A 15772-nucleotide genomic window follows, 5' to 3' on the forward strand; every position below is an offset into this window, starting at 1 on the left:
GTTGAGTCCCGATCCCGGGTACTGACGCCGCATCGCTTGCAGCTTGAAGCTCACGACTTGAAGCTCCCCGGAGGGGCCTATGAGCTATGTGATCGACCGACGTCTCAATGGCAAGAACAAGAGCACGGTGAACCGCCAGCGTTTCCTGCGGCGTTACCGTGACCACATCAAAAAGGCTGTCGAAGAGGCGGTCAGCCGGCGTTCCATTACCGACATGGAGCACGGTGAACAGATCAGCATTCCCGGTCGCGACATCGACGAGCCGGTGCTTCACCACGGTCGCGGCGGCAAGCAGACTGTGGTTCATCCCGGCAACAAGGAATTCACTGCCGGCGAACACATCGCCCGACCTCCGGGAGGGGGTGGCGGACGCGGTCCGGGCAAGGCGGGTAATTCCGGCGAGGGCATGGACGAGTTCGTCTTCCAGATCACACAGGAAGAATTTCTCGAATTCATGTTCGAAGACCTCGAACTGCCGAACCTGGTCAAACGTAACCTGACCGGTACCGACACCTTCAAGACCGTGCGTGCAGGGATCAGTAACGAAGGCAACCCCTCACGCATCAACATCATTCGTACCCTGCGCTCAGCTCACGCGCGGCGCATTGCCCTGTCCGGCAGCAGCCGGGCAAAACTGCGCGAAGCCAAAGCAGAACTTGAGCGTTTGAGACGCGAAGAGCCCGACAACTTCGGCGATATTCAGACACTCGAAGCGGAAATTGAAAAACTCAGCGCGCGCATACATCGCGTGCCATTCCTTGATACTTTTGACCTCAAATACAACCTGCTGATCAAGCAACCCAATCCAAGCTCCAAGGCTGTCATGTTTTGCCTGATGGACGTTTCCGGGTCGATGACCCAGGCAACTAAGGACATCGCCAAGCGCTTTTTCATCCTTTTGTACCTGTTCCTGAAGCGCAACTACGACAAGATCGACGTCGTGTTCATCCGCCATCACACCAGCGCCCGGGAAGTGGACGAAGAGGAGTTTTTCTATTCACGGGAAACCGGCGGCACTATCGTCTCCAGCGCCTTGAAGCTGATGCAGGAGATCATGGCCGAGCGTTATCCGAGCAACGAATGGAACATCTACGCCGCGCAAGCTTCCGACGGTGACAACTGGAACGACGACTCGCCTATCTGCCGCGACATACTGATCAACCAGATCATGCCTTTTGTGCAGTACTACACTTACGTGGAGATCACCCCACGCGAACACCAGGCCCTCTGGTACGAGTACGAACGCATCGCCGAAGCCTTTTCCGACACGTTTGCCCAGCAACAACTGGTCTCGGCCGGGGATATCTATCCGGTCTTCCGTGAACTCTTCCAGCGCAGGTTAGTGACATGACCGCCAAAGAGCAGAAACGCCAACCCATTTCCACCGGCTCCGAATGGACGTTCGAGCTGATCCAGACCTACGACCGCGAAATCGCCCGTATCGCGGCCGGCTATGCGCTGGATACCTACCCCAACCAGATTGAAGTAATTACCGCAGAGCAGATGATGGACGCGTATGCCTCGGTCGGGATGCCGTTGGGCTACCACCACTGGTCCTACGGCAAACACTTCCTCAGCACCGAAAAATCCTACAGTCGCGGGCAGATGGGGCTGGCGTACGAGATCGTGATCAACTCGGATCCGTGCATCGCCTACCTGATGGAAGAGAACACAATCTGCATGCAGGCCCTCGTGGTGGCCCACGCCTGCTACGGGCACAACAGCTTCTTCAAAGGCAATTACCTGTTCCGTACCTGGACCGACGCCAGTTCAATCATCGATTACCTGGTGTTCGCCAAGCAGTACATCATGCAATGCGAGGAGCGCCATGGCATTGATGCCGTGGAAGACCTGCTCGATTCCTGCCATGCGCTGATGAACTACGGGGTCGATCGCTACAAACGCCCGTATCCGATTTCCGCCGAAGAGGAACGCCGTCGGCAGAAGGATCGCGAAGAACACATGCAGAAACAGATCAACGATCTGTGGCGCACCATTCCCAAAGGCGCGGACAAATACAGCGACAAGGACAACGCGCGTTTCCCGGCCGAGCCGCAGGAAAACATCCTCTACTTCATCGAGAAGCACGCGCCGTTACTGGAGCCCTGGCAGCGGGAAATCGTGCGGATCGTGCGCAAGATCGCTCAGTATTTCTATCCACAACGCCAGACTCAGGTAATGAACGAAGGTTGGGCGACGTTCTGGCACTACACGCTGATGAACGACCTGTATGACGAAGGGCTGGTCACCGACGGTTTCATGATGGAATTCCTGACGTCGCACACCAGCGTGGTGTTCCAGCCAGGTTTCGACAGCCCTTACTACAGCGGCATCAACCCCTACGCACTCGGCTTTGCCATGTATCGCGACATCCGGCGCATGTGCGAAGAGCCCACCGAAGAGGATCGCCACTGGTTCCCCGACATCGCCGGGACGGATTGGCTGTCGTCCATCAAATTCGCCATGAGCAGCTTCAAGGACGAAAGCTTCATCCTGCAATACCTGTCACCGAAAGTGATCCGCGATCTGAAACTGTTCAGCATCCTTGATGATGACCAGAAGGATGACCTGTTAGTACCCGCCATCCATGACGAAACGGGCTATCGGACCATCCGCGAAACCCTCGCAGCGCAGTACAACCTCGGCAATCGTGAACCGAACGTGCAGATATACAGCATTGATCGCCGCGGCGACCGCTCGCTAACCCTGCGCCATCAGCAACACGACCGCAAACCGCTGGGCGACTCCACCGACGAGGTGCTCAAACACCTGCATCGCTTGTGGGGTTTCGACATTCATCTGGAAACCCTGCAAGGCGACCAGATCATGAAAACCCATCACGTTCCGCCACGCAGTGAACACAGCGAAGGGGATTACGGTCGACTCGACCTCGCCGTCATTCACCTTTGATTCGGTTCTGGCCTCCGAAAGTCCGACGCAAGGGTTATCCTGTCGGGCTAACGGAGGTTTTTTATGCAGATTTTCAAGGTTGGCGGTGCGGTACGTGATCGCTTGCTGGGCAAACCGGTCACCGATATCGACTGGGTCGTGGTGGGCGCCACCACCGAAGAAATGCTCGCTCAGGGCTATCGTCCGGTCGGCGCGGATTTCCCGGTGTTTCTTCATCCGAAAAGCGGCGAGGAATATGCCCTCGCCCGTACCGAGCGTAAAAGCGGTCGCGGTTATGGCGGCTTCACCTTTCACGCCAGCCCTGAAGTCACGCTTGAAGAAGACCTGATCCGCCGTGATCTGACCATCAACGCCATGGCCGAGGACGACCAGCAAAATCTGACCGATCCTTATCACGGCCAGCGCGATCTCGAAGCTCGTATCCTGCGCCACGTTTCGCCGGCATTCGCCGAAGATCCGCTACGAGTACTGCGTGTTGCCCGCTTCGCCGCTCGCTATGCGGATTTGGGTTTTACCGTTGCGCCCGAGACACTGGAGCTGATGCGTCAGCTCAGTGAGTCCGGCGAACTCGAGGCACTGACAGCCGAACGCAGTTGGAAGGAAATCTCCCGGGCAATGATGGAAGATCAGCCGCAGGTGTTCATTCAGGTGCTGCGCGATTGCGGCGCACTGAAAGTGCTGATGCCGGAAGTCGATGCGCTGTTCGGCGTGCCGCAGCCAGAAATCCATCACCCGGAAATCGACAGCGGCATCCACACGCTCAGCGTGCTGGAGCAATCGGCGCGGTACAAACAGCCGCTCACCGTGCGCTGGGCCTGCCTGCTGCACGACCTCGGCAAAGGCCTCACGCCAGAAGAGGAATGGCCGCGACATATCGCCCACGAACACAAGGGGCTGAAGCTGATCAAAGCGGTCAACCAACGCTTCAAGGCGCCGAAGGACTGTCAGGAATTGGCGCTGCTGGTCGGCCAGTACCACACCCACGGCCACCGAGCCTTGGAGTTGAAGGCTTCAACGTTGCTGGAGCTGCTGCAAAGTTTTGATGTCTATCGCCGGCCGCAGCGGTTTGAAGAGTTTATCGCTGCGTGCGAGATGGATGCTCGAGGCCGTAAGGGACTAGAGGACAGGAGTTATCCACAGGCTGATTATTTGCGTGGCGCGGCAAACGTTGCGCGCGGGGTGGCGGTGCAGCCATTGCTGGAGAAAGGATTCAAAGGGCCGGAGCTGGGAGAGGCGCTTAAGCGTGAACGTCTGAAGGCTTTGAAGATTTACAAAGACAATCGCTGAAGCAAGATCAAAAGATCGCAGCCTCCGGCAGCTCCTACAGGGAAATGCGAATTCCCCTGTAGGAGCTGCCGGAGGCTGCGATCTTTTGATTTATAGATTTGGCGGTGTGAGCTGTTCGCCTCGCCATTCAAACGCCACCGGCGCCAACACTTGATCAATCTGCGCCTCGGCCCACAGTGCCGCGAAGCTTTTTCCCACACCCGGATGCACCCGATCTGGCGCAATCAGCGACAACGGCCACAACACGAAAGCATTTTTCAGTATCTCGGCGCGGGGCAGGACCAATCCGTCGTAATTGCCCACCAGATCGCCGTACAACAACACGTCGATATCCAGCGGCAACCCCTTACGGTCCGGCGCATACCGACCGTTATCCGCCTCGATGAATTTCAAACGGCGATCGAGCTCCATCAACGGCAGGTCGGTAAACGCCGACACCACAAAATTGAAGAACGGGCCGCTCTTGATTCCCACCGGCTGGCTCTCGAATACCGCCGAACAGCGGATATCCACCAAAAACGTGGCCAGCGCATCCAGACCGGCGCGCAAATGGGTTTCGCGCTCGATATTGCTACCGAGCCCGAGATAGACCTGAGTCAGCGACATCCGCGCTCGATCTCCACGCCCACGCCGCCCTTGGCGGCCGGCACGGCGCCGGGCTTGGTCAGCTTCAGGCGTACCCAGGTGATTTTGAATTCGTCCATCAGCACCGCGACCAGGCGTTCGGCAAAGGTCTCGACCAGCTGGAACTGCGCCTGTTCGGCAAACGCCTGAATACGCGTGGAAACGCTGGCATAGTCGAGCGCCAAGGTCAGGTCGTCACCGTCCGCGGCCGGGCGATTGTCCCAGGCGAAGCTCAGATCAAGACGCAGGCACTGTCGGATGCCGCGCTCCCAGTCGTAGGCACCGATCACGGTGTCGACTTCCAGGCCCTCGATAAACACTCTGTCCACGCACTTTTCTCCGCTGCACGACAAGGGCGCAATGCGCCGTTAGAATCAGGGCGTCCTCGCCCGGAATAGTTAGCATGTTTTGGTTACTGGCGACTCTCGCCTACCTGCTCGGCTCTCTGTCCTTCGCCATTTTGCTCAGCCGCTTGACCGGAAATCCGGACCCGCGAATGAGTGGCTCGGGTAATGCCGGCGCCACCAATATGCTGCGCCTGGCCGGTCGCAAACTCGCGATCCTGACCCTGCTGGGTGATCTGTGCAAAGGCCTGCTGCCGGTGCTGCTCGCTGCGGCTATCGGCCTTTCGCTGCAGGATCAGGCCTGGATTGGCGTGTGCGCCGTGATCGGTCACCTGTTCCCGCTGTATTTCCGTTTTCGCGGCGGCAAGGGCGTCGCCACCGCTGCCGGCATGCTCCTGGCCCTGTATCCGCCTGCTGCGCTGCTGGCGGTGTGTGCCTGGCTGCTGACGTTCTACCTGACCCGCACCAGCTCTCTGGCAGCGCTGATCGCCACACCGCTGACCCTGCCGCTACTGGCCTGGCAAGAACCGGAGGCACTGCTGCCGATGAGCGCATTGACGCTGCTGATTGTCTGGCGCCACCGCGGCAATCTACGCGACCTGTTTGCCGGGCGCGAACGGCATTTCTGAATACCGTCCACGAGCACTTCTCATCAGAGCGCCGACAATTGCTCCATCGGCCAGCGCGCCTGCACGCTGATCGCCAGACTTTCCTGCTGTCCGGCCTGCAATCGCTGGCAACCGGCGAACGCGATCATCGCGCCATTGTCGGTGCAAAATTCAGGACGGGCGTAAAACACATCGCCCTGCATGTCGCCGAGCATTTTCTCCAGCGACACACGCAGCGCCTTGTTGGCACTGACGCCGCCAGCAATCACCAGACGCTTCATGCCTGCCTGCTTCAGGGCGCGCTTGCACTTGATGGTCAAAGTCTCCACCACGGCCTGCTGGAACGCCAGCGCGATGTCGCAACGGGCTTGCTCGTTGTCGTCCCCGGCGCTGATGCGTTGCTGCCATGTGTTGAGCGCCGAGGTCTTCAGACCGCTGAAGCTGAATTCCAGCCCCGGGCGATCACACATCGGACGCGGGAAAGTGAAACGTCCTGCGACGCCCTTCTCCGCCAGCTTGGCGATTTCCGGCCCGCCGGGATAATTGAGGCCCATCATCTTCGCGGTCTTGTCGAAGGCTTCACCGGCCGCGTCGTCGAGGGTCTCGCCGAGCAACGCGTATTGACCGATGCCATCAACCTGAACCAGCTGCGTATGACCGCCGGAGACCAACAAAGCGACGAACGGGAATTGCGGCGGTTTGGGCTCCAGCATCGGCGCCAGCAAATGACCTTCCATGTGATGCACGCCGAGCGCCGGAATGCCCCAGGCAAACGCCAATGCCTGGGCGCAGGAAGCACCCACCAGCAGCGCCCCAACCAGGCCAGGACCCGCGGTGTAGGCGATCGCGTCGATCTCGGTCGGCACGCAGTCAGCCTCGGCCAACACCTGACGAATCAAGGGCAGCATGCGTTTGACGTGGTCACGCGAGGCCAGCTCCGGCACCACACCGCCATAGGCGCGATGCAGGTCAATCTGACTGAACAGTGCATCGGCCAGCAGACCCCGCTCACTGTCATATAATGCGACGCCGGTTTCGTCGCAGGAGGTTTCTAATCCCAGTACTAGCATGGGTTTGCGCCTTGTTTAGGCTGAATTCGAAGGCGCGCATAATAGTCCCCGCGTGATGCCCCGACCAGCGGTTTTCGATCAGAGGCTTTGCATTCCGAGCGATGAGGGGTTAACATCCGCAACCCTTAAAAACCGACGACCTCAGCCGCGAATTTTTTGCGACGAGAACGTTGATCCCGGTAATGAAAGAAGGTAGCTCTGGATGCCAGCCGTCAAAGTTAAAGAGAACGAACCCTTCGACGTAGCTCTGCGTCGTTTCAAGCGCTCCTGCGAAAAAGCCGGTGTACTGGCTGAAGTTCGTAGCCGCGAATTTTACGAGAAGCCAACTTCTGAGCGTAAGCGTAAAGCAGCAGCCGCTGTTAAGCGTCACGCCAAGAAAGTTCAGCGCGAACAGCGCCGCGCCGTTCGTCTGTACTAATACACAGACGTTCGTAGCAAGCTTCTGCCAAGCCCGGCCCTCAGCCGGGCTATTGGCATTTGCGGATATCGCTTGATGCTTCATCGTCGACGCCGCACACGCGACCGAGACAAATCTGCTTCACACGTCAGACCTGGCTCTTTTGCCAGCGGTGCACGTCTTTTCTGACGAGCCTTTCAAGGCTACTGACGAGCACACCCACTGATTCCTCTTACGACGATCAGCCCAAGGCACCTGCATGCGTGCCCGCTTTATTGAGCTATCCGAGGTCTTTAACCGGCCGTCAGCGGACTCAGCGCAACACTTTCAAATAGTCGAAGGCTGATTGGTACTAACGTCAGTGGATTTTCGGCAGATACACTTCCCGACAGCGATAACGCAGACGACACCGGTCGAGCCGCACATTTTGCGCGCTTCAAACAACGACCCGCGTCCGGCCGCCCTTCGCATCGGACTTATTACAGCGCAGACGACGAGCACGCCATGGCCGGGCTGATTCCCCAGAGCTTCATTGACGACCTGCTGAACCGCACCGACATCGTCGACGTGGTCAGCTCGCGCGTGCAATTGAAGAAGGCTGGCAAGAACTACACCGCCTGCTGCCCGTTTCACAAAGAAAAAACCCCGTCGTTCAGCGTCAGCCCCGACAAGCAGTTCTATTACTGCTTCGGTTGCGGTGCCGGTGGCAACGCGCTCGGCTTCCTCATGGATCACGACAACCTGGATTTCCCCCAGGCGGTTGAAGACCTGGCGAAAGCCGCCGGCATGGAAATACCCCGCGAAGAAAGCGGCCGCCCGCACAAGCCGCGCCAGCCGACCGATTCGCCGCTGTATCCGCTGCTCACCGCTGCCGCTGACTTTTATCGGCAGGCGCTCAAGAGCCACCCAGCGCGCAAAGCCGCCGTGGATTACCTCAAGGGCCGCGGCCTGACAGGTGAGATTGCCCGAGACTTCGGTCTCGGCTTTGCTCCGCCGGGCTGGGACAATCTGTTCAAACACTTGAGCAGCGACACACTTCAGCAAAAAGCCATGATCGACGCCGGCCTGCTGATCGAGAACGCCGAAACCGGCAAACGCTATGACCGCTTCCGCGATCGCGTGATGTTCCCGATCCGCGACAGCCGCGGGCGAATCATCGCTTTCGGCGGGCGCGTGCTGGGCGACGACAAGCCGAAATACCTGAACTCACCGGAAACCCCGGTTTTCCATAAAGGCCAGGAACTCTACGGCCTCTATGAAGCGCGCAAGAACAACCGCAACCTTGACGAAATAATCGTCGTCGAAGGTTATATGGACGTCATCGCCCTCGCCCAACAAGGCCTGCGCAATGCTGTCGCAACGCTGGGCACCGCGACCAGCGAAGAACACCTGAAACGCCTGTTCCGCGTCGTGCCCAACGTCTTGTTCTGTTTCGACGGCGACCAGGCTGGCCGTAACGCCGCGTGGCGCGCACTGGAAGCAACGCTTTCTAGCCTGCAGGACGGACGCCGTGCGCGATTCCTGTTTCTACCCGAAGGCGAAGACCCGGATACGCTGATTCGCGCCGAAGGCACTGACGCCTTCAAGGCCCGGATCAATCAGCATGCGCAGCCGCTGGCAGATTATTTCTTCCAGCAATTGACCGAAGAGTCCGACCCGCGCTCGCTCGAAGGCAAGGCCCACATGGCCACCCTCGCTGCACCGTTGATCGACAAAGTGCCAGGTGCAAATCTGCGCATTCTGATGCGTCAGCGCCTGACCGAAATCACCGGCCTGAGCAGCGAAACCGTCAGTCAGCTCGCGCAAAACGCACCGCAGGAAGCGCCGCCCGCCTACGATCCGGGTTTCGATTACGACGCAATGCCCGACTACAGCGACTACCATCAGCCGCAGGCGCAGGACATGTACGCGCCGCAGCAGGAGTGGACGCCGAAGAAGCCCGGCGCGGGCGGCAAGAAATGGGACAAAAAACCCTGGGACAAAAACGGCAAGCGTGGTGGCGATCGCGATCAGCAACGCCCACGGACGCCAATCGGCGTCGAGTCGCCGACCCTGACCGCCCTGCGCACACTGCTTCATCACCCGCAATTGGCCGAGCGCGTCGAAGATGCCGGGCACATTGCGGACGAAAATCAGACCAACGCCCAGCTGCTGGTGGCGTTGCTCGAAGCCGTACAGAAGAATCCCAAGCTAAACTCATTTCAGTTGATCGCGCGATGGCACGGCACTGAACAGGGTCGATTGCTCAAGGCGCTGGCAGAAAAGGAATGGCTGATTGACGGAGATAACCTTGAACAACAGTTTTTCGACACCATTACTAGCTTGTCAGCCCGCCAACGCGAGCGAAATCTGGAACAGTTACTCAGGAAAGCGCGTCAAAGCGAACTGAGTATCGAAGAGAAAAATCAACTGCGCGACCTTTTAAGTCGCAATGTTTCCGCATCAAGCCCGACCTCAACTGGCGCGTGAGGTCATAGCTCAGGTATAATCCTCGGCTTGTTTTTTGCCCGCCAAGACCTTCAGTGGATAGGGTGTTATGTCCGGAAAAGCGCAACAGCAGTCTCGTATTATTGAGTTGATCAAACTGGGTCGTGAGCAGAAGTATCTGACTTACGCCGAGGTCAACGACCACCTGCCCGAGGATATTTCAGATCCTGAGCAGGTGGAAGACATCATCCGCATGATTAACGACATGGGGATCCCCGTACACGAGAGTGCTCCGGATGCGGACGCCCTTATGTTGGCCGACGCCGATACCGACGAGGCGGCTGCGGAAGAAGCAGCCGCCGCGTTGGCAGCGGTGGAGACCGATATCGGTCGCACGACTGACCCTGTGCGCATGTATATGCGTGAAATGGGTACCGTTGAGCTTCTGACTCGTGAAGGCGAAATCGAAATCGCCAAGCGTATCGAAGAGGGCATCCGTGAAGTGATGGGCGCAATCGCGCACTTCCCTGGCACGGTTGACCACATTCTCTCCGAGTACACCCGCGTCACCACCGAAGGTGGTCGCCTGTCTGACGTCCTGAGCGGTTATATCGACCCGGACGACGGCATTGCGCCGCCTGCGGCAGAAGTGCCGCCGCCGGTCGATCCGAAAGCCGTCAAGGCTGACGACGAAACCGACGACGATGAAGCCGACTCTTCCGATGACGAAGAAGAAGCCGAAAGCGGTCCAGATCCGGTCATCGCTGCCCAGCGTTTTGGCGCTGTGTCCGATCAGATGGAAATCACCCGCAAGGCGCTGAAGAAGCACGGTCGCAGCAACAAGGCAGCGATTGCCGAACTGCTGCTACTGGCCGAGCTGTTCATGCCGATCAAACTGGTGCCGAAGCAATTCGAAGCCCTGGTCGAGCGTGTTCGCGGTGCCCTGGATCGTCTGCGTCAGCAAGAGCGCGCGATCATGCAACTGTGTGTACGTGATGCACGTATGCCACGCGCCGATTTCCTGCGTCAGTTCCCGAGCAACGAAGTCGACGAAAGCTGGTCCGACGCCCTGGCCAAAGGCAAGAGCAAGTACGCCGAAGCCATCGGCCGTGTTCAGCCGGACATCATCCGTTGCCAGCAGAAACTGATTGCGCTGGAAACCGAAACCGGTTTGACCATTGCTGAAATCAAGGACATCAACCGTCGCATGTCGATCGGTGAGGCCAAGGCCCGCCGCGCGAAGAAAGAGATGGTTGAAGCGAACTTGCGTCTGGTGATCTCGATCGCCAAGAAGTACACCAACCGCGGCCTGCAATTCCTCGATCTGATCCAGGAAGGCAACATCGGTCTGATGAAAGCGGTGGACAAGTTCGAATACCGTCGTGGTTACAAGTTCTCGACTTATGCCACCTGGTGGATCCGTCAGGCGATCACTCGCTCGATCGCCGACCAGGCCCGCACCATCCGTATTCCGGTGCACATGATCGAGACGATCAACAAGCTCAACCGCATTTCCCGGCAGATGTTGCAGGAAATGGGTCGCGAACCGACCCCGGAAGAGCTGGGCGAACGCATGGAAATGCCTGAGGACAAGATCCGCAAGGTATTGAAGATCGCTAAAGAGCCGATCTCCATGGAAACCCCGATCGGTGATGACGAAGACTCCCATCTGGGTGACTTCATCGAAGACTCGACCATGCAGTCGCCAATCGATGTTGCCACTGTTGAGAGCCTGAAAGAAGCGACCCGCGAAGTGCTGTCCGGCCTCACTGCACGTGAAGCCAAAGTACTGCGCATGCGTTTCGGTATCGACATGAACACCGACCATACGCTCGAAGAAGTGGGCAAACAGTTTGACGTGACCCGTGAGCGGATCCGTCAGATCGAAGCCAAGGCGCTGCGCAAGCTGCGCCACCCGACGAGAAGCGAGCATCTGCGCTCCTTCCTCGACGAGTGATACCAGAACCCCCGGCCCAGGCCGGGGGTTTTGTTTATGTGGCAGATTAAATTCCCCGCACCCCCCCCTCCCCCGCATACCCCGTCTACACTCGAAATATTCACCCCCGAGCCATAACGAGAGCGTTATGCCCAGACTGGCGTCCGTGCTAACTCTGCTGTCACTGATGATCTGGACCGCAACGGCTGACGCGCTGACTCTGACCGATGAAGAACGTAGCTGGCTGACGGCTCACCCGGACTTGCGCCTGGGTGTCGACGCGTCGTGGCCGCCCTTTGAGTTTCGTGACGATCAGGCCCGCTATCAGGGCCTTGCAGCTGATTACATAGACGTCATACGCCAGCGTCTGGCGATCAAACTCACGCCAGTAGAGCCGGTGAGCTGGACGGTGGTGCTTGAGCAGGTCAAGCAGGGCAAAATCGATCTGCTGCCGGGGATCATGTCGACACCGGAGCGTCAGGAATATCTGTCGTTTACACGTCCTTACCTCGACTTCCCGATCGTCATCCTCGCCCACGTTGGCGGTTCACAACCGCGCAAGCTTGACGATCTGTATGGCCTGAAGATCGCCGTGGTGGAAAACTATGCGCCCCATGAACTCCTGCGCACCCACCATCCCGACCTTAATCTGGTCGCCATGCCCAATGTCAGCTCGGCCTTGCAAGCGCTCGCGACCGATGAAGTAGACGCCGTAGTGGGTGATCTCGCGTCCAGTGTCTGGAGCCTGCGTCAGCTGAAACTCGACGGCCTGTATGTCAGTGGCGAAACGCCGTACCGCTATCAACTGGCGATGGGCGTACCCCGTGACAACAAGATGCTGGTGGGCATTCTGGACAAAGTCCTGGCGGACATGTCCCCGGCTGAAATCAGCGCTATTCAAGAGCACTGGGTTGGAAACGTCCTTGATCATCGGACATTCTGGTCGGATCTACTGATGTACGGCCTGCCTGGCCTGCTGATCCTGATCATCGTGCTGGCGGTGGTGATCCGCATCAACCGCCGTCTGAGCTCGGAGATCGCCCGACGCATCGACCTCGAACAGGAATTGCGCAGCAGCGAGTATCACTATCGCGGCTTGGTAGAGAGCTTGTCGGCCATCGCCTGGGAAGCGCGCATGAGCGACTTCACCTACAGCTATGTGTCACCCCACGCCGAAGACTTGCTCGGTTATCCGCTGTCGCATTGGCTGATTCCGGGGTTCTGGCGCAACATCATTCACCCGGCCGACCTGACCCGCGCCCAGAGCTTCTGCGATCACGAAGTGCTGGCTGGGCGCGATCACAGCCTCGATTACCGGGTGATCACCGCCGACGGTCGTTGCCTGTGGGTACGCGACATCGTCAGCCTTATCGAACACGGCCATGAACCGGTGATGCGCGGGCTGATGATCGACATCAGCGAGACCAAACGTACGGAGGAAGCACTGCGCCTGTCCGAGCAGAAATTCGCTTCGGTGTTCCAGCAATGTCCGGACATTCTGGTGATCGCGCGGTTGTCCGACGGTTGCTTGCTGGAAGTAAACGAGGCCTTCGAAGAGCAGATTGGACTGAAAGCCGAAGAAGTCATCGGTCAGACCGCCACCAACCTCAACATCTGGGGCATTCCCGGCGTCGGACCGGGGCTGTTGCAGCGGTTACAGGCCGGCAGCATCCGCAACCTGGAAATGCCCTTTCGTCGTAACAATGGCCAGGTGTTTACCGGGCTGATTTCCGCCGAACCCTTTGATCTCGACACCACACCCGCACTGGTCGTGGTGGTGCGCGACATCACTCAGCTCAAGGAAACCCAACAGCAACTGCAAACGTCGGAAGAGAAGTTTGCCAAGGCTTTCCATGCCTCGCCGGACGGTTTGCTTTTGTCGCGTCAAAGCGACGGCTTACTGCTGGAAGTCAACGAGGGTTTCAGCCGGATCACCGGGTTCAACAGCGCCATGTCGGTGGATCGCTCGACGCTGGACCTGGGGATATGGGTCAACCTCAACGAACGTAAACAGATGCTCGATCTGCTGCACCGCGATGGCTTCGTCCGTGATTTCAGTTGCCATATTCGCCGCAGCGATGGGCAGATTCGGCTCTGCGAAGTATCGGCCCGGCCGCTGCCGATCGGCGAAGAAGACTGCATGTTGACCATCGCCCGCGACATCACCGAACGCCACCTGATGCAGGAGAAACTGCAACAGGCTGCGACTGTTTTCGAAAGCACCGCAGAAGGCGTGTTGATCACCGACACTCAGCAGCACATCAGCGCGGTCAACCGGGCCTTCACCGAAATCACCGGTTACAGCGAAAGCGAAGCGCTCGGCCATACACCGCGCCTGCTCGCCTCGGGCTTGCACGACAGCGCGTTTTACGCAGCGATGTGGCACCAGCTGACCGATGAAGGTCACTGGCAGGGCGAGATTTCCAACCGGCGCAAGAATGGCGAGTTGTATCCGAGCTGGCTGACGATCAGCGCGGTGCGCAACCGCGACAAGTTCATCACCCACTTTGTTGCGGTGTTTGCCGACATCTCCAGCCTCAAGCACGCCCAGGCCAAACTCGATTACCAGGCGCACCACGACCCACTCACCGGCCTGCCGAACCGCACATTGTTCGAAAGCCGTTTGCTCACGGCACTCAACAACCAGCAGGAAAATGACGGTTTGGGTGCGGTGCTGTTCCTCGATCTCGACCGCTTCAAACACATCAATGACAGCCTCGGTCATCCGGTCGGCGACTTGCTGCTCAAGGGCATCGCCGTACGCCTGAAAGAACAGTTACGCGACATTGATACCGTCGCTCGCCTCGGCGGCGATGAATTCATTATTCTGCTGCCCGGCCTGCAACAGGCCAGCGACGCCGACCATATCGCGCTAAAACTGCTCAATTGCTTCGGCGCACCATTCCAGGCCGGCGAACACGAGTTTTTCATCAGCGCCAGCATCGGCACCAGCCTGTACCCCCGCGACGGTTGCGACGTAGCCACACTGGTGAAAAACGCCGATGCGGCGATGTACCGCTCCAAGGCCAAGGGCCGCAACCGCGTCGAGAGCTACACCCGCGATCTCACAGCGCAGGCCATTGAGCGGGTGGCACTGGAACACGAACTGCGCAGAGCTATCGAGCGCAAGGAGTTGCATCTCTACTACCAACCGAAAATCAGCCTCGACGACCACAGCCTCGTCGGCGCCGAAGCGCTGATCCGCTGGCGGCATCCGACCTTTGGCGAGGTGCCGCCGGAGCACTTCATTCCATTGGCCGAAGAGAACGGGATGATCCTGCAGATTGGCGACTGGGTGCTGGAGACCGCGTGCCGGCAAATGTCCGAGTGGAACCAGATCTACGACAGCCTTGGGCCGCTGTCGGTCAACCTCGCCGGGGCGCAACTGCGTCAGCCGAATCTGCTCGGGCGCATCGAGCAACTGCTCAAGGACAACCATCTCAGGCCGGATTTACTGCAACTGGAAATTACTGAAAATTTCATCATGAGTCAGGCTGAAGAAGCACTGGCAGTGCTGCATCAACTCAAACACCTGGGCGTACAACTGGCGATCGACGACTTCGGCACCGGCTATTCTTCCCTTAGCTACCTCAAGCGTCTGCCGCTGGACATCCTCAAAATCGACCAGTCATTCGTCCGCGGACTGCCCGACGACCCGCACGATGCGGCGATTGTCCGCGCCATCATCGCCTTGGGCCGAAGCATGCAATTCACCGTCATCGCCGAAGGCGTGGAAACCCAGGCGCAACAACAATTCCTCGCCGCCGAAGGCTGCGAACAGATTCAGGGCTACATCGTCAGCCTGCCGCTGCCACCGGAAGAATTCGCCGCAACATTTCTGCGTATTACCGTATCGGATTTTTCGGATAGCACAGCGGAGAAACCGTCGCTATAATCCGCGGCCTACTGAGGGCCTATAGCTCAGTTGGTTAGAGCAGAGGACTCATAATCCTTTGGTCCACGGTTCAAGTCCGTGTGGGCCCACCAAATTGAAAGCCGCGCAAATGCGCGGCTTTTTCTTGGGTGATGGTTTGGTCTTTTCGAGTGCAATGTTCGGAAGACTTCCCGAGGGCTGTAGGCAAGTTCCGAAGCTGTGTTTTCTGGCGACTTGGCGCCTGTTGGGCATTTCTTCGACGAGATACTCTCCGGACATCGCTGCTGATCAGCGG

General features: G+C 58.6%; 11 protein-coding genes and 1 tRNA gene. 9 read left to right on the forward strand and 3 right to left on the reverse strand.

Annotated features, from left to right (window positions below; genetic code table 11):
• Positions 1 to 79 precede the first annotated feature (79 nt).
• The 3 genes from ICA15_RS10640 (at position 80) to ICA15_RS10650 (ending at position 4197) form a co-directional block, all read left to right on the forward strand.
• The gene (locus tag ICA15_RS10640; protein ID WP_150601838.1) at positions 80 to 1351 is read left to right on the forward strand and encodes a YeaH/YhbH family protein; all 1272 of its coding nucleotides are present in this window, start codon (positions 80 to 82) and stop codon (positions 1349 to 1351) included.
• Positions 1348 to 2910, forward strand: a complete 1563-nt coding sequence (locus ICA15_RS10645) for a SpoVR family protein (RefSeq protein WP_150601839.1) — start codon at positions 1348 to 1350, stop codon at positions 2908 to 2910. Before ICA15_RS10640 ends, ICA15_RS10645 begins: the two co-directional genes overlap by 4 nt.
• Before the next feature lie 63 nt (positions 2911 to 2973).
• Positions 2974 to 4197, forward strand: a complete 1224-nt coding sequence (locus tag ICA15_RS10650) for a multifunctional CCA addition/repair protein (protein WP_210553543.1) — start codon at positions 2974 to 2976, stop codon at positions 4195 to 4197.
• Between the two features lie 90 nt (positions 4198 to 4287).
• On the opposite strand, the gene folK is transcribed toward ICA15_RS10650, so the two are convergent.
• Entirely contained in the window at positions 4288 to 4803 is a 516-nt protein-coding gene (folK, locus tag ICA15_RS10655; protein ID WP_210553542.1) for a 2-amino-4-hydroxy-6-hydroxymethyldihydropteridine diphosphokinase, read from the reverse strand.
• Entirely contained in the window at positions 4794 to 5150 is a 357-nt protein-coding gene (folB, locus tag ICA15_RS10660) for a dihydroneopterin aldolase (protein WP_210553541.1), read from the reverse strand. Before folB ends, folK begins: the two co-directional genes overlap by 10 nt.
• 74 nt (positions 5151 to 5224) lie before the next feature.
• On the opposite strand from folB, the gene plsY reads away from it, so the two are divergent.
• The gene (gene plsY / locus ICA15_RS10665) at positions 5225 to 5794 is read left to right on the forward strand and encodes a glycerol-3-phosphate 1-O-acyltransferase PlsY (protein WP_042561394.1); all 570 of its coding nucleotides are present in this window, start codon (positions 5225 to 5227) and stop codon (positions 5792 to 5794) included.
• A gap of 23 nt (positions 5795 to 5817) precedes the next feature.
• On the opposite strand, the gene tsaD is transcribed toward plsY, so the two are convergent.
• Complete coding sequence (gene tsaD, locus ICA15_RS10670) at positions 5818 to 6843, reverse strand: tRNA (adenosine(37)-N6)-threonylcarbamoyltransferase complex transferase subunit TsaD (RefSeq protein ID WP_210553540.1); 1026 nt, start codon at positions 6841 to 6843, stop codon at positions 5818 to 5820.
• 202 nt (positions 6844 to 7045) lie between these two features.
• Here tsaD and rpsU point away from each other — a divergent pair, with 202 nt between their 5' ends.
• From rpsU to ICA15_RS10695, 5 genes are all read left to right on the forward strand, one after another.
• The gene (rpsU, locus tag ICA15_RS10675) at positions 7046 to 7261 is read left to right on the forward strand and encodes a 30S ribosomal protein S21 (RefSeq protein WP_002551877.1); all 216 of its coding nucleotides are present in this window, start codon (positions 7046 to 7048) and stop codon (positions 7259 to 7261) included.
• A gap of 483 nt (positions 7262 to 7744) precedes the next feature.
• Complete coding sequence (dnaG, locus tag ICA15_RS10680) at positions 7745 to 9709, forward strand: DNA primase (RefSeq protein WP_150601843.1); 1965 nt, start codon at positions 7745 to 7747, stop codon at positions 9707 to 9709.
• 67 nt (positions 9710 to 9776) lie between these two features.
• Entirely contained in the window at positions 9777 to 11624 is a 1848-nt protein-coding gene (gene rpoD, locus ICA15_RS10685; protein ID WP_150601844.1) for an RNA polymerase sigma factor RpoD, read from the forward strand.
• Positions 11625 to 11751: 127 nt separating this feature from the next.
• The gene (locus ICA15_RS10690; protein WP_150617742.1) at positions 11752 to 15498 is read left to right on the forward strand and encodes a bifunctional diguanylate cyclase/phosphodiesterase; all 3747 of its coding nucleotides are present in this window, start codon (positions 11752 to 11754) and stop codon (positions 15496 to 15498) included.
• A gap of 15 nt (positions 15499 to 15513) precedes the next feature.
• Positions 15514 to 15590, forward strand: a tRNA-Ile gene (locus ICA15_RS10695).
• Positions 15591 to 15772: the final 182 nt, after the last annotated feature.

It is taken from the genome of Pseudomonas sp. P116 (assembly GCF_020149425.1).
GTDB lineage: Bacteria > Pseudomonadota > Gammaproteobacteria > Pseudomonadales > Pseudomonadaceae > Aquipseudomonas > Aquipseudomonas anatoliensis.

Excerpts from the sequence above, each read along its gene's own strand:
- ICA15_RS10640 (WP_150601838.1), top strand. The coding sequence starts at position 80 with ATGAGCTATGTGATCGACCGACGTCTCAATGGCAAGAACAAGAGCACG.
- ICA15_RS10645 (WP_150601839.1), top strand. The coding sequence starts at position 1,348 with ATGACCGCCAAAGAGCAGAAACGCCAACCCATTTCCACCGGCTCCGAA.
- ICA15_RS10650 (WP_210553543.1), top strand. The coding sequence starts at position 2,974 with ATGCAGATTTTCAAGGTTGGCGGTGCGGTACGTGATCGCTTGCTGGGC.
- folK (WP_210553542.1), bottom strand. The coding sequence starts at position 4,803 with ATGTCGCTGACTCAGGTCTATCTCGGGCTCGGTAGCAATATCGAGCGC.
- plsY (WP_042561394.1), top strand. The coding sequence starts at position 5,225 with ATGTTTTGGTTACTGGCGACTCTCGCCTACCTGCTCGGCTCTCTGTCC.
- tsaD (WP_210553540.1), bottom strand. The coding sequence starts at position 6,843 with ATGCTAGTACTGGGATTAGAAACCTCCTGCGACGAAACCGGCGTCGCA.
- rpsU (WP_002551877.1), top strand. The coding sequence starts at position 7,046 with ATGCCAGCCGTCAAAGTTAAAGAGAACGAACCCTTCGACGTAGCTCTG.
- dnaG (WP_150601843.1), top strand. The coding sequence starts at position 7,745 with ATGGCCGGGCTGATTCCCCAGAGCTTCATTGACGACCTGCTGAACCGC.
- rpoD (WP_150601844.1), top strand. The coding sequence starts at position 9,777 with ATGTCCGGAAAAGCGCAACAGCAGTCTCGTATTATTGAGTTGATCAAA.
- ICA15_RS10690 (WP_150617742.1), top strand. The coding sequence starts at position 11,752 with ATGCCCAGACTGGCGTCCGTGCTAACTCTGCTGTCACTGATGATCTGG.